At 54.9% G+C, this 13,481-nt stretch carries 10 protein-coding genes, 1 tRNA gene and 2 pseudogenes; 10 read left to right on the forward strand and 3 right to left on the reverse strand.

Annotation, left to right across the window (positions count from 1 at the left end):
* Window positions 1-755: pseudogene (locus ACTG39_RS13530) on the forward strand (hypothetical protein); the annotation flags it as partial.
* Between the two features lie 178 nt (window positions 756-933).
* Here ACTG39_RS13530 and ACTG39_RS13535 read toward each other — a convergent pair.
* Window positions 934-2,211 carry a cytochrome P450 gene (locus ACTG39_RS13535; RefSeq protein ID WP_439108096.1) on the reverse strand — a complete coding sequence of 426 codons (1,278 nt, stop codon included), beginning with the start codon at window positions 2,209-2,211 and terminating at the stop codon, window positions 934-936.
* A 205-nt stretch (window positions 2,212-2,416) separates the two neighbouring features.
* Between ACTG39_RS13535 and pgi the strand changes: the two genes are divergently transcribed.
* The 7 genes from pgi (at window position 2,417) to ACTG39_RS13570 (ending at window position 10,222) form a co-directional block, all read left to right on the forward strand.
* Entirely contained in the window at window positions 2,417-4,075 is a 1,659-nt protein-coding gene (gene pgi, locus ACTG39_RS13540; RefSeq protein ID WP_439108097.1) for a glucose-6-phosphate isomerase, read from the forward strand.
* A gap of 135 nt (window positions 4,076-4,210) precedes the next feature.
* Window positions 4,211-6,058, forward strand: a complete 1,848-nt coding sequence (locus tag ACTG39_RS13545) for a propionyl-CoA synthetase (protein ID WP_439108098.1) — start codon at window positions 4,211-4,213, stop codon at window positions 6,056-6,058.
* 155 nt (window positions 6,059-6,213) lie between these two features.
* Window positions 6,214-6,579 (forward strand): hypothetical protein, encoded by a 366-nt coding sequence (locus ACTG39_RS13550; protein WP_439108099.1) that lies wholly within the window; start codon window positions 6,214-6,216, stop codon window positions 6,577-6,579.
* A 221-nt stretch (window positions 6,580-6,800) separates the two neighbouring features.
* Window positions 6,801-7,343, forward strand: coding sequence for a DUF3833 domain-containing protein (locus tag ACTG39_RS13555; RefSeq protein ID WP_439108100.1), 543 nt, complete (start codon window positions 6,801-6,803; stop codon window positions 7,341-7,343).
* Complete coding sequence (locus ACTG39_RS13560) at window positions 7,343-7,780, forward strand: DUF3429 domain-containing protein (RefSeq protein ID WP_439108101.1); 438 nt, start codon at window positions 7,343-7,345, stop codon at window positions 7,778-7,780. The genes ACTG39_RS13555 and ACTG39_RS13560 overlap by 1 nt, the downstream gene beginning before the upstream one ends.
* A gap of 79 nt (window positions 7,781-7,859) precedes the next feature.
* Window positions 7,860-9,143 (forward strand): acetyl-CoA hydrolase/transferase family protein, encoded by a 1,284-nt coding sequence (locus ACTG39_RS13565; RefSeq protein WP_439108102.1) that lies wholly within the window; start codon window positions 7,860-7,862, stop codon window positions 9,141-9,143.
* 77 nt (window positions 9,144-9,220) lie between these two features.
* Window positions 9,221-10,222 (forward strand): zinc-dependent alcohol dehydrogenase family protein, encoded by a 1,002-nt coding sequence (locus ACTG39_RS13570; RefSeq protein ID WP_439108103.1) that lies wholly within the window; start codon window positions 9,221-9,223, stop codon window positions 10,220-10,222.
* A gap of 78 nt (window positions 10,223-10,300) precedes the next feature.
* On the opposite strand, the gene ACTG39_RS13575 is transcribed toward ACTG39_RS13570, so the two are convergent.
* Complete coding sequence (locus ACTG39_RS13575; RefSeq protein WP_439108104.1) at window positions 10,301-11,422, reverse strand: PilT/PilU family type 4a pilus ATPase; 1,122 nt, start codon at window positions 11,420-11,422, stop codon at window positions 10,301-10,303.
* 112 nt (window positions 11,423-11,534) lie between these two features.
* Between ACTG39_RS13575 and ACTG39_RS13580 the strand changes: the two genes are divergently transcribed.
* Window positions 11,535-11,611: transfer RNA gene (locus ACTG39_RS13580), tRNA-Arg, on the forward strand.
* 52 nt (window positions 11,612-11,663) lie between these two features.
* Window positions 11,664-12,932 (forward strand): amidohydrolase family protein, encoded by a 1,269-nt coding sequence (locus ACTG39_RS13585; protein ID WP_439108105.1) that lies wholly within the window; start codon window positions 11,664-11,666, stop codon window positions 12,930-12,932.
* On the opposite strand, the pseudogene ACTG39_RS13590 reads toward ACTG39_RS13585, so the two are convergent.
* A pseudogene (locus ACTG39_RS13590) lies at window positions 12,929-13,481 on the reverse strand (hypothetical protein); the annotation flags it as partial. The gene ACTG39_RS13585 and the pseudogene ACTG39_RS13590 overlap by 4 nt on opposite strands.

Genomic DNA, 13,481 nt, shown 5'->3' on the forward strand with positions numbered 1-13,481 from the left:
CTGGTACCGAGTTCGACTTCATCCAGATTCACGAGACCTCTGATGACGGTGTTGAGTTCTACGGCGGCACTGCCAACATGAAGCACCTTGTTGTGTCGAATGCTAACGATGATTCTGTTGACTGGGACGAGGGTTTCCAGGGCAACCTGCAGTACGTCCTTGTTAAGCAGCATGGCGAGGGTACCGGTGAAGCATTCGAGATGGATACAGAAGGCTCCCTCGCATGGTTGTCCAAGCCTACGGTTGTGAACACCACGGTGATTGCAGATAAGCAAGCGGACGACTCTCCTTTCATCATGCGATTTAAGGACAGCACCGGTGGGTTCTTCCACAACATGGTGATCACAGTCGCTAGTGATGCAACGGGTACCTTTGATACCTGCGCGCAGATCGAGGATGGTGCCGAGACCAACATCAACACAGCGCTAGTGTTCAACAACTGGGTGCAGGATTGTGCAAACGAGTCCGGTGCTGGTGGAACACTGTCTAACGAGCCAAGTGTTGGTAACAGCTCTGTAGTTGTCGAAGCTGCAGCCCTGGATGACATTTTGTCATCACAGGCCGCCGCGGCCTCTGGCCTTACCCCGATAGATTGGGATGCCATTGGCGGGTCCTTCGCGTTACCTAGTGTGTCCGGTGGCGATCCTCAGGACTTTGATGCGGACTTCTTCGATCCAACGGACTACAGCGGTGCTGTAAACCCCGACGGTTCAGATCCCTGGTGGGCTGGCTGGACGGTTGAAGGTTCACTGTAAAACGATCCTAGAGTGAGTATCGGGCGGCCCTTGGGCCGCCCTTTTTTTTTGCCTTGAAATTGACTTGGGTGTCGGCCTGCTCTCTGCGTGGCGAATGATCAGCGATATGCGTCGCGCACAGGCCAAAAAAAACCGCGAGGCCTAAGGCCTCGCGGTTCTGACGTTTAAGTTTTTAGGCTTAAGCAGTCTTGGGATGCAGAATAACCTCAAGATTACGGTAACCTTTGACGAACACCGACAACGTGCGATCAGGCTCGCCTAGGACCTCCACGCGATCGAAACGCTTGAGGATCTCTTCCCAGAGCGTGTGAAGCTGCATCTCTGCCAGTCTATTGCCCATGCAACGGTGTATGCCAAAACCAAAAGACAGGTGCTTGCGCAGATTCTCTCGATGAATGTCATAGTCATCGGGGTTGTCAAAGAAGCGCTCGTCACGGTTGCCCGAGACGTACCACATCACCACCTTGTCACCCTTGTGGATTGTCTGGCCACCGAGCTCGGTGTCTTCCAGCGCTGTGCGGCGCATATGGGCCAGGGGCGTCTGCCATCGAATGGTCTCGGATACCATGTCAGGAATTAAGCTGGGATCGGCCTTCATTTCTGCAAACTGCTCGGGATGTCGGTCAAGGCACAGGACGCTCGAGCTCATGGTGCTTCGCGTGGTGTCGTTACCGCCAACGATAAGAAGGAGCAGGTTGCCCAGGTATTCCATAGGCTCCATATCTTTCGTCGCTTCGCCGTGGACAAGGCGAGAAATAAAGTCGTTTGAAGGCGGCTCTTTGGCGCGCTCATTCCATAGGTTTATAAAGAACTCAAGGCAGCCAAGCATTTCCTGCTTCCACTCGTCTTCGGTTTCGACCATGCCCTGGCCGGGCAGCGTCGTGGTCATGTCAGACCACCAGGTGAGCTTGCTGCGTTCTTCGTAAGGAAAGTCAAAGAGCGTAGCCAGCATGCGCGTGGTGAGTTCGACCGAGACTTTCTCCACCCAGTTGAAGGGTTCGCCCACGGGAAGGTTGTCCAGTACGTCCTGGGTCCGCTCGCGAATGATGGGCTCAAAGTAACGTAGGGCATCGGCACCGACGGTTGGGCTTACGGTTTTGCGTTGAATATCGTGCTTGGGCCGATCCATGGCAATGAACATAGGCAACTGAAAGTCATCGAGCTGATCCCGGATCGTAATCGCAGGCTCTGACGAAAAGATCTTGTGGGAGGTATCGACGGTCATGATGTCTTCGTACCGCGTGATCGACCAATAGGGACCGAACTCACTCTCTGCGCAGAAGTGCACGGGGGCTTCGTCGCGTAGGCGCTTGAACCACGGCCAATGCACATCCGCCTCAAAGAGATAAGGGTTGGAGACATCCAGCTTCTCCAGGGACACGGAGTAGGGATCTACATTGACCTGCTCAGGATCGTGCTCAGGTATCTGTGGAGTTGTGGGTGCCGGTGCGTTCATGATGCCCTCTCATTGTTTTTAGTGATGGCCTTGATTGTATGCAAAGTAAGCTCTAACGGCCATGCCCACAACTGACCACCGGCGCAGCGTTTTTGCATCGCCCCTCGGTGGAGACAAGCACAATGTTTGGCGTTCATGGAGCTTTGTCTGACCCTATGGGTTTATCATTGACTGATTGAGTTCAGTGAGCTGGGACGGATAGACGATGACAGCGGAAGAGAACGGCAAATTTGTCTGGGATGCTTTACGAGAAGAGCAGGAACGTCTTGGCGATACTCCTATCCTCGCGCTTTTTGACGGCGACGGCGCAAGAGCCCCGGACTTCTCTTTGGATGCAGTTGGCCTGCACCTCGATTACTCCAAAAATCATGTTTCCAGGGACGCCTTAAGGCTACTGCTCGAGCTCGCAGAGTGCTGTGAGCTTCCAAAGAAAATCCAGGCGATGCTCGTCGGTGAGCGCATAAACAACACTGAAGATCGGGCGGTTTTGCATACCGCGCTGCGCGATCGCTCAGGTCGGTCGGTGTGGGTAGACGGTGTTGATGCCTGCGAGACTGCGAGCGCGGAGCGGGATCGCATGCTGTCCTTTGTGGATGAGGTTCACAGCGGTAGGCGCCTGGGCGCCACCGGTAAGCCGCTGACTACGGTCGTTAACATAGGTATAGGTGGGTCCGATCTTGGTCCGGTGATGGTTGTAGAGGCACTGCGCCCTTATTGGATTGCCGGGCGGCGTGCTTTTTTTGTCTCCAACGTGGATGGCCAACATCTCGCCGATACGCTGACGCAGCTGGATCCGGAGACCACACTGTTTATTGTGGCGTCCAAGACGTTTACCACCCAGGAGACCATGACTAACGCGCAAAGCGCGCTGGACTGGTTCTTAGCGAATGGCGGTGATGAGGCAGCGGTGCGTGATCACTTCGTTGCGCTGTCAACGAATCGGCGGGCGGTCGCGGCCTTTGGTATTTCCCCTGAGAACACCTTTGGTTTCTGGGACTGGGTGGGCGGCAGATATTCCCTCTGGTCTTCCATCGGTCTCTCCATCGCGCTGCAGCTAGGCTCCGAAAACTTTCTGGAATTGCTCGACGGCGCTTTTGCTATGGATGAGCACTTTCGCAATGCCGATCTGAAATCAAACATGCCGGTACTTCTTGCGTTGGTGGGTGTGTGGAATCGCAATATGGAGGACATCGGCGTGCACGCGATTCTTCCTTACGACCAACATCTGCATCGTTTGCCAGCCTATTTGCAGCAAGCGGACATGGAATCCAACGGTAAGTCGGTCTGTTTGAATGGGGAATGGAGTGGCGTGAGTACCGGTCCCGTGATTTTTGGAGAGGCGGGAACTAACGGTCAACACGCGTTTTATCAGTTGCTGCATCAGGGCACAGACCTGGTGTCCTGCGACTTCATTGGAGCGGTGAACTCCCAGTCGGAGCTGGGGGATCATCATCCCAAGCTCCTGGCTAATCTTTTGGCGCAACCGCGAGCCCTCATGTGTGGCAAGTCTATAGAGACTGTTCGCACAGAATTGTCCGCTAGCGGTATGGATGAGGCGGACATCGACGTTCTGGCGCCCCACAAAGTGTTTGAAGGTAATCGACCCAGCAACACATTACTCATGGATCGTCTAACCCCCGGGACCCTGGGCGCTTTGATTGCCCTTTATGAGCACAAGATATTTGTTCAGGGGGTTATCTGGGGAATCAATTCTTTCGACCAATGGGGCGTCGAATTGGGTAAGCAGCTGGCCAGCGAGATATTGCCTGGCATTGACGGTGAGGCAGGCGATGCGAAGCCGATCCTTGATCCGTCTACGGAACAGTTGTTGCTCTGGATACGAGAGCATCGGGGCCCAGCTTAGAGCGCTGGGAGTCAATGTATGGTCTTGCTTAAAACGCGAGACCCTGGCCGGTAGTACCTTCTACTATCGTCGCATTGCGATACCGAGGGCTCGGAGCTAGTCTGAGATGAAGATCGCCCTAGGGACTTCATGATAATGACACAGTCTGTAGACTGGATGCGCGAAGCACAGAATATCCACTGGTTTGAGACTCCCAAACAGCTTCTAGACGACTCCAATCCTCCCTTTTATCGCTGGTTTCCCGATGGGGTCACCAATGCCTGCTACAACGCGCTGGATGTGCACGTGGCAAATGGCCGGGGGAATCAGGCAGCTTTGATTATCGACAGTCCTGTCACCCAACACGGACGCTCCTATAGCTACGCTGAACTTCTGGACGTCGTAGCGCACTGTGCCGGGGCCATGGCAGCACAGGGTGTCGGCATGGGCGATCGCGTGTTGATCTACATGCCAATGATTGCCGAGGCGGTAATCGGCATGCTGGCCTGCGCGCGCCTGGGAGCCGTGCATTCAGTGGTCTTTGGTGGCTTTGCCAGCAATGAGCTGGCGGTACGCATAGATGATGCGGCCCCTAAGCTGATTCTTTCGGCTTCCTGCGGTATCGAACCCAATCGTGTTGTTGCCTATAAGCCTCTGTTGGACGAGGCCATAGATCTCGCAGCACATAAACCCGCAGCTTGCCTGTTGGTGCAACGCCCCGAGCTGCTGTGCGAGATGATCCCAGGTCGCGACGTCGAGTGGAGCGCTGCCCTCGCAAAGGCCGAGCCACATCCCTGCGTGCCCGTCCCTTCAAATCATCCTCTGTATATTTTGTACACGTCCGGCACGACGGGGCAGCCCAAGGGGGTGGTCCGCGATACTGCCGGAGGCATCGTCGCTCTCAAGTGGAGTATGAAGAGCATATACAACGTCGAGCCCGGCGAAGTGTTTTGGGCCGCGTCTGATGTCGGCTGGGTAGTGGGTCACAGCTATATTGTTTACGGCCCCCTGTTTGCCGGAAACACGACCTTGCTCTACGAGGGCAAGCCCGTGGGTACGCCCGATGCGGGCGCCTTCTGGCGTGTTATTGAGCAACACAAAGTGAGCGTGCTGTTTACTGCGCCTACGGCATTCCGGGCGATTCGCAAAGAAGACCCCGATGCTCGTCTGATCCACGAATATGATCTTGGAAGTCTCAAAGCCTTGTTTCTCGCAGGAGAGCGCTGCGATCCGGACACGCTGCACTGGGCTGAAGAGCAGCTTTCCGTGCCGGTTATTGATCACTGGTGGCAAACCGAGACCGGCTGGCCTATTTGTGCGAACTGCCTGGGCATCGAAGCCTTGCCGGTGGTGCCGGGCTCGCCTGCGCGAGCAGTACCCGGATACGATGTCGTGGTTTTGAATGAGCAGGGTGAACCGGTGAGCGATGATTCTATCGGTGCTCTCGCCATCAAGTTGCCACTGCCCCCCGGTAACTTTACGACGCTCTGGAATGCAGATGAGCGCTACGAGCAAGCCTATTTCTCGCGCTTTCCCGGCTATTACGAGACGGGAGACGCCGGTTACATTGACGATAAGGGCTATGTGTTTGTCATGGCGCGTACGGATGATGTGATCAATGTGGCCGGACACCGTCTTTCCACGGGCGCCATGGAAGAGGTTTTGGCGGCGCACCATGACGTGGCGGAGTGCGCTGTGATCGGTGTTCACGATGCACTCAAAGGCCAGTTGCCGCTGGGACTTATCGTATTGTCAGATGGTGTCTCTCGGAGCGAGGATGAGATCGTGTCCGAAGTCATTGCTTCGGTACGGCATAGCATCGGACCTGTGGCGGCGTTCAAGCGCTGTTACGTCGTCAGGCGATTACCCAAAACCCGCTCGGGCAAGATTCTGCGGGCCACCATGCGGAGTATTGCGGATGGTGAGTCTTTTAAGCTTCCCGCTACCATCGATGATCCGGCGATTCTTGACGAAATTGCAGCATTGATTGGGGTGCAGGCTTAGGTTTATACAAGAAGTTTTGTTAAAAGTGAGTAAAAACAATAGCTTACTATCCCAAAGGTGGTCATTTCCAGCTGCTCGGGGGTTCATATTTCTGTCATATAAATGTCATGTTTTGCCGTTATCGTGCGCGCATCAGAGTTATCGGGTCTGCGACCATGAAGTTTCGCAATGTATTTTTGTTATCACTAGTTGCCGCGGTGCTTAGTTTGCCCGCTCAGGCTCTCACCCTGAGCTCGGTGGAGCTCAATGCCGCCGCTCATTTAGGCTGTGTTTTGGCGGATGATGCGCTGGGTTACCTCAATGAGGAGCAGTTCAATAGCCGTTTTGACGAAGCAGTAGGGGATCTCTCGGACGAGCAGGTCGATGTGATCTATGCCAAGGCTCTGGGCTACATAGACGGTTTGCTATTTGGTGTGTCCCCGGGAAATGCCGACATCGCCAACCAGCGTCTGGAGGCTTATAGCAACAGCGGCAGCTGTGCCTATGGTGCCCAGGCTGTCAGCCGAACCGTTTCCCTGTAAAAATTTTTCTCTATCGGTGATCCAACCGTGCTCTCTGGGGCGTAACAAGGGTCCGTAACGAGCAATCGCTGCGGCAAACACCATCTCTCCCCCAGATGGTTGTATATGTTTAACCCGGCCCTGTGGGCCGGGTTTTTTTTGTCTGTAAATTGGACATATTGATCTTCGCGCGAGCTTCGCGCGTAAGCGAAACAAGCACTTTTTTGACATTGGATCAGCTTATGCCTTTTGCCAAGTCCCTCGCACTCGTGGCGCTCATCGCAGTCGTGAGCGCTTGTGGGAGTATTTCTGTAGATGACTACGCTGGCAGAGAGCCAGTGTTTGAGCCACAGACTTTTTTTGACGGCCAGCTCGTGGCCAGGGGCGTGCTCAAGGATCGCAGTGGGAGAGTCATTCGTCAGTTCACAGCGGACATCGAGGCCTACTGGACTGATGGCATAGGCACCCTCGAGGAGGATTTTGTGTTCGATGACGGCGAAGAGAGTCGCCGCGTCTGGAAACTCCAACCGGCGGGTGCTGGGCAATTCATTGCTACCGCAGGTGACGTCGTCGGTGAGGGTAGGGCGAGCGTGGCCGGCAATGCGATGTTTCTGGAGTATGTCCTACAGGTGCCCTACGGCGATGGCACGATCGACTTGGCTATTGACGACCGAATGTACCTGTTGACCCCTGACGTCCTGATCAACGAGTCGCAGATGCGGAAGTTTGGCTTTCGTGTCGGAGAGATCGTACTCACTATTGAACGTCTGGCGGCTGCCAACTAATGTCTATGCGTTTGATGCAAATGCTGGGCTTTGCCGGCCTGATACCGTTTCTGGGTGCAGCTTTGGGGGTGATGTTCCTCGACGATCTATTGCTTGCCGTGTCCCAGCGAACATTCCTTCTCTATTCCACAGCCATACTGTGTTTTCTGGGCGGTACTTTATGGGGGGAGTCTCTGCCTGAGCCGACCGTCGGCGATGGAGCTGCAATTTTGATTAGTAACGGCATTGTCTTGTTTGCCGTACTCGCAATGTTGACCGCACAACCGTTACTGGCTGCGCTACTCCTCATGCTAGGGCACCTGGCTTTGCTGTGGTATGAACGACAGCTGCCGGAGCGTGCTTCGTGGTACACCCGCATGCGCAGCTGGTTGACCTTTGTGGTGGTGATTGCACATCTGATGTTCAGCGTAGGGCTCACCTTTCGCGCATCACTCTAGTTGCTGTCACAGCGCGTTGCAGTGGGCGCGGCTCCAGGGCTAGACTCCCTCCGTCTATTTCCTGTGGAAAACTCCTGCTATGAAGTATTGCGATAGCGCTCTCGAAGCCGTCAGCGCCATTGAGAGTGGAGAGTTTATTTGGTCCCACTCCATGGCGGCGACACCGGTCCTGCTTCTTGATGCGCTCGCTGAGCATGCCTCATCCTGCACAGACATCACGCTGATGCAGCTCCACCTTGAACACGCTGACAAAGTGACCGCCCCAGAGCTTGAGGGGCATTTACGACACCGCTGTTTTTTCGCCGGGCGAGAGACGCGCAAGTTAATCAATGAAGGTCGCGCTGATTACGTGCCAATGTTTCTTTCCGAGATACCCAAGTTGTTTCGAAAGAGTGAGCAGCGCGTTGACACAGCACTTGTTCAGGTCTCACCGCCGGATCGACACGGCAACTGTTCCCTGGGGATTTCTGTAGAGGCTACCAGAGCCGCCTGTGACGTCGCCAAAAAAATTGTTGCCCATATCAATCCTTTAATGCCCCGTACGCACGGAGACAGTTTTATCAATGTGCGGGACATTCACAGCGCTTTTCAGCTATCGGAGCCCCTCATAAATATCAGCAGTTTAAGCAGCTCTACCATTGAGAGTCGTATTGGGGCACATGTGGCCAATCTGGTAGAGGATGGGGCCTGTTTGCAAATGGGTATCGGTGGCATTCCTGATGCCGCGCTGCGTTGCCTCGGTGACCATCAAAATTTGGGCATACACACAGAAATGTTCTCCGACGGGGTGTTACCGCTGCTGGAATCGGGAGTCATAAACAACGCTAACAAGAAGATCGTTCGGGGCAGGAGTGTGACGGGTTTTGCTATGGGCAGCGATGCATTGTATGCCCACGTGCACGACAACCCGGAGGTGACATTTCTCGATATCGAGTTCGTGAACAATCCTACGGTCATCGCCAAGAATGCGCAGGTGACATCAATCAATAGTGCGCTGCAGATTGATTTGTCGGGTCAGGTTTGCGCAGATTCCATTGGACACCAGATCTATTCTGGCGTGGGCGGGCAGGTGGATTTTGTCCTCGGAGCCACCTATTCAGAGCATGGCAAATCGATTATTGCTTTGCCCAGTACCGCGCAGAAAGGGAGCTTGTCCAGACTTGTGACAACGCTTGCAGAAGGCGCGGGCGTGGTGACGACGCGAGCACAGGTCGATTATGTGGTTACAGAGTTCGGCGTTGCGCATCTTCGAGGTCGATCTTTGGGGCAGCGCGCTCGCGATCTCGTGGCGATTGCCCATCCGGATTTTCAGGAAGCCCTGTCCCGGGAAGCACGAGACACTCTCAAAATAAACATGCCGTGAGCCGGTGAGTTGGTAAATTGGTGATGTAACCCTGGCTGTCTTTGGCGCCGAAAAAAGATCATTCATAGGAGAAAGTCATGCACTACATGCACGTTGTTAAGCCCGGTGGATTGGATAAGTTGGCAATAGCTGAGACCGCGGAGCGCGCGCCTCTGGCGGGTGAAATACAGGTGCGTGTACACGCAAGCTCTCTGAACTTTCATGACTATCTTGTGGCCGCCGGGCTTTTGCCGGTGGAAGATGGACGGGTACCCATGTCCGATGCCGCAGGAGTGGTGACTGCTGTGGGCGACGGGGTGTCAGACTTTGCCGTAGGCGATCGAGTGATGAGCTGTTTCTTTCCTAACTGGAGTGATGGCGGCGCAAGCATGGACGGCTTGCTGGGCGTGCCCGGAGATCATGTAGACGGTTTTGCCAGCGAAAGCGTCACGATGTCTGCGAATGCCTTCTCGGCGATGCCAAGACATATGAGCTTTGCAGAGGCGGCGACCTTACCTTGCGCGGGGCTCACGGCCTGGCGGGCGCTGGTAGAAGAAGCGAGCTTGCAGGCCGGAGAATGGGTGCTGGTGCAGGGCACGGGAGGCGTCAGTATTTTTGCCTTACAAATTGCCAAGCATCTTGGATGCAAGGTGATTGCCACATCCTCGAGTGAGGAAAAGCTCGAGAAGCTCAGGGCGCTGGGTGCCGATGAGGTCATCAATTACCGTGAACAGCCCGAGTGGGGGCGTCAGGCTGCTGAAACAACAGGCGGCGTCAGTCTCGTAGTAGAAGTGGGTGGGCCAGGTACGGTTACACAGTCGGTGAGAGCGCTTCGCGTGGGTGGCACTATTAGTATGATCGGCGTACTCACGGGAATTTCGGGAGATGTGCCGCTTGCGGAGTTTTTTCAGCGTAATGCCGTGATGTCGGGAATTACCGTGGGCTCCCGTCAGCACCAAGCCAACATGACGAAGGCCTTTGAGGAGTGGGAGCTAAAACCGGTATTGGATCGCAGCTTTAAGCTCGCGCAGCTCGCGGACGCTTTTCGCTATCAGGAGAGTGGGAAGCACTTTGGCAAAATCGGGTTGGATTTGAGCTAGTTCAATTCTTAACAGAAGAGAGGTCACAGAGCACAACCGGGCGCAACAGGCGGTCTCCGGTTGTGCCTTAAGCTGCGCTTAGCGCCGATCGATTTCGTCCAGCTGGAGATCCACGTTATCAAAGGCGTCACCTTTGTTGAGACGGATGTGCAGAGACACATTGTTTTTGGAGTCTGAATACTCCACGGCGGTCTCTGCCGAAATAGTGCCTTTCTCGTAGAGCTCGATGAGCGCCTGGTCAAAGGTGCGCATTTGGTACTTGCTGCCCTGTTCGATGGTGCTCCTCAACTCAGTCAGATCCTGCTTGGTAATCAGGTCCTGAACTCTGGGCGTGTTCACCAGCACCTCCATGGCTGCACACTTGCCGCCATCAATGGTTGGAACAAGCCGCTGAGAAATGATTCCTCGTAAATTTTGGGCGATGCGGACAACTTCGTTCCCCTGATCCTCCGGAGGGAAGAACGTCATCATTCGCTCAAGGGCGGATACAGCGTTATTCGCATGAAGCGTGGTGAGACACAGGTGACCTGTGTTGGCGAACTTAAGACCAAACTCCATAGTTTCCTGATCTCGAATTTCCCCTAGAAGTATGACATTCGGCGCCGAACGCATCGCAGATCGAATACCGGTGCTATAGCTCTCTGTGTCAACGCCAATTTCTCGCTGAGCCACCACCGAGCGTTTGTGGTTGTGCAGATACTCAATAGGGTCTTCCAGCGTCAGGATGTGTCCAGCGGCATTGGTGTTGCGATGGTCAATCATCGCCGCCAGAGACGTGGACTTACCGGAACCCGTGGCGCCCACCACGACAACCAAGCCGTTTTTCTCCATGACAAGATCGTTAAGGACCGAGGGTAGGCCGAGCTCCTCGACGGTAGGAATATCGTTGCGGACATAGCGAAACACCAAAGATGTTTCGCCCCGTTGACGAAATGCAGATCCCCTGAAACGTCCTAGATTAGGAACACCCAGGCTGAAGTCGACCTCGCCGTGTTCCTCGAATTCCATGATCTTCTTGTCCGAGGCGATGGTTCTGAAAATATGGTCCACTTGTCCCGGTAACAGCTGTTCACCGAGCCAGGCAAAGCCAAAAGGCCCTTTGATGAGAATTTTTGCGCCCGAGTGGAAGTAGATGTCTTCGCCTTCCTTGTTGACCATGAGGGCCAGATAGGGGCCGATCTCGAGATCCATTTCGCTCATGTGTGATACCTCGTATGCAGAGGTAGGAAGTATCGCATTGCAGCGGTGACGCGAAAAGCGTTCTTTCTACTCTAGGGAGCACTGACGGTTTCCGATAGAATGGCCGTATCTTCCGCCTGTAGCTCAGCAGGATAGAGCAGCCGCCTCCTAAGCGGCAGGTCGCAAGTTCGACTCTTGCCAGGCGGACCAATCTCAAGAGAGCCTTTTTGCGAAAAGGCCCTCAATTCCGCGGAGACATCCCATGCATCGCACTTTCTCGGCATTGCTTTTTGTCAGTTGTCTGATGGTGTCCATCGCCGCTAAGACTGAGGTCACACTGCTCGAACCCGATAGGGTATTTGACGGTAGTGAACTGCATGAAGACTGGGTGGTTCTTGTATCGGACGAATCTATTCTCTTCGCGGGTCCTAAAGGCCAGGCACCCAAGATTGCAGTAGATAAGACTCTGCTCCTGGGTGATCAAACATTGCTACCAGGCTTGATCGAGGGGCACTCCCACGTGCTCCTGCATCCCTACAATGAAACCCCCTGGAACGATCAGGTGCTGAAAGAGTCTGAAGCCGAACGGGTGATGCGTGCGGTAAACCATGTCCGGGACAGCCTCTTCGCGGGTGTTACGACCATGCGTGACCTCGGTTCCGAGGGCGCGGGCTATGCAGACGTTGCTGTTCGGGATGCGATCGATCAGGGGTTGGTGCCCGGCCCAAGATTGATCGTCTCTGGTCGAGCGATTGTCGCTACAGGAAGTTACGGACCCAAGGGCTTTCACGAGGACGTGTCATTCCCTCTCGGCGCCGAGACAGCAGATGGCTTTGACGACCTGGTGCGCGTCGTTCGCAGTCAGATCGGTCGCAACATCGATTTTGTGAAGGTCTATGCTGATTACCGCTGGGGACCCAAAGGCACAGCCGCGGCAACTTTCTCTGTTGAAGAACTCAAGACCATCGTCGATACCGCTCGCAGCAGCGGTCGTGGCGTAGCGGCCCATGCGGCAACCGCCGAGGCTATGCGCCGCGCTATTGTAGCTGGCGTAGAAACTATCGAGCATGGCGACGGCGCAACGCCCGAGGTGCTGCGCCTGATGAAGAAAAACGACGTGGCGCTATGTCCCACGCTGGCAGCGGGCGACGCTATTTCGCAGTACGGGGGCTGGAACAAAGGTGTGGACCCGGAGCCCGCGCGTATCAGCCAGAAGCGCGAGTCGTTTCAAGCGGCGCTGAAGAGCGGCGTCAGCATCTGTTTTGGTGGCGATGTCGGTGTGTATCCCCACGGTGACAACGTACGAGAGCTGGAGATGATGGTCGACTACGGTATGGATGCCCAGGATGCTCTGCATTCGGCTACCGCAGGCAATGCAGACATTTTTCATCTTAGCGAAAGCATTGGAAGCGTGGAGGCGGGGCTGCTTGCCGATTTGCTGTCGGTACGCGGCAACCCCCTCGAGAACATCTCCGCATTGCGGGATGTCACCCTGGTTATGAAAGAGGGTGTGCTCTTTGTCGAGCCCTAACTCTTCGCGTCGAGTAATCCTTGAGTGCTTCCTGCACTGCCTATATGGTCGAAGATGAGAACTCCCGAATCGCTTTGATCGAACTCGAAGCGAATGCTTTTGATATCCGATAATGAGAGACCGGGGTTTGCTGCCAAAAACGCACTAAAAGGGATCTCGATGTGCTGCAACACAGGCTCCCAGACTGCGTTGTACTGTTCCTTGTTGCGTTTTTCGTTTTTCAGATACTGGACCCGCACGGGAGGAATTAGCTGCGCGAAATCAGACGCACGTACCGTGGCTCTCTCACTGTTATGGTCTATGAGACTTATGCTGAAGTCTGAAATCGTCGGCGGGGCGGTCTCGTCGTCCTCGGAATTAGTAGCGCGGGGCGTGCTTTCAGGAAGTTTTTCCAGAGAGCCCGTTACAGCAAATACCAGAGAGTGATCCTGGGGTGTGTACAGCGTGTCCCTTGCGTCGATTATGTAGGCAGCGTTGGCTTCCTGCCAGCCCAACACAACGGCGTTGCTACCCTGAAGCCGCTCGTCACGATGCTTCAGCGCTTCTTCT

The organism is Congregibacter sp. (assembly GCF_965662665.1).
Taxonomy (GTDB): domain Bacteria; phylum Pseudomonadota; class Gammaproteobacteria; order Pseudomonadales; family Halieaceae; genus Congregibacter.

Excerpts from the sequence above, each read along its gene's own strand:
- ACTG39_RS13535 (WP_439108096.1), bottom strand. The coding sequence starts at position 2,211 with ATGAACGCACCGGCACCCACAACTCCACAGATACCTGAGCACGATCCT.
- pgi (WP_439108097.1), top strand. The coding sequence starts at position 2,417 with ATGACAGCGGAAGAGAACGGCAAATTTGTCTGGGATGCTTTACGAGAA.
- ACTG39_RS13545 (WP_439108098.1), top strand. The coding sequence starts at position 4,211 with ATGACACAGTCTGTAGACTGGATGCGCGAAGCACAGAATATCCACTGG.
- ACTG39_RS13550 (WP_439108099.1), top strand. The coding sequence starts at position 6,214 with ATGAAGTTTCGCAATGTATTTTTGTTATCACTAGTTGCCGCGGTGCTT.
- ACTG39_RS13555 (WP_439108100.1), top strand. The coding sequence starts at position 6,801 with ATGCCTTTTGCCAAGTCCCTCGCACTCGTGGCGCTCATCGCAGTCGTG.
- ACTG39_RS13560 (WP_439108101.1), top strand. The coding sequence starts at position 7,343 with ATGTCTATGCGTTTGATGCAAATGCTGGGCTTTGCCGGCCTGATACCG.
- ACTG39_RS13565 (WP_439108102.1), top strand. The coding sequence starts at position 7,860 with ATGAAGTATTGCGATAGCGCTCTCGAAGCCGTCAGCGCCATTGAGAGT.
- ACTG39_RS13570 (WP_439108103.1), top strand. The coding sequence starts at position 9,221 with ATGCACTACATGCACGTTGTTAAGCCCGGTGGATTGGATAAGTTGGCA.
- ACTG39_RS13575 (WP_439108104.1), bottom strand. The coding sequence starts at position 11,422 with ATGAGCGAAATGGATCTCGAGATCGGCCCCTATCTGGCCCTCATGGTC.
- ACTG39_RS13585 (WP_439108105.1), top strand. The coding sequence starts at position 11,664 with ATGCATCGCACTTTCTCGGCATTGCTTTTTGTCAGTTGTCTGATGGTG.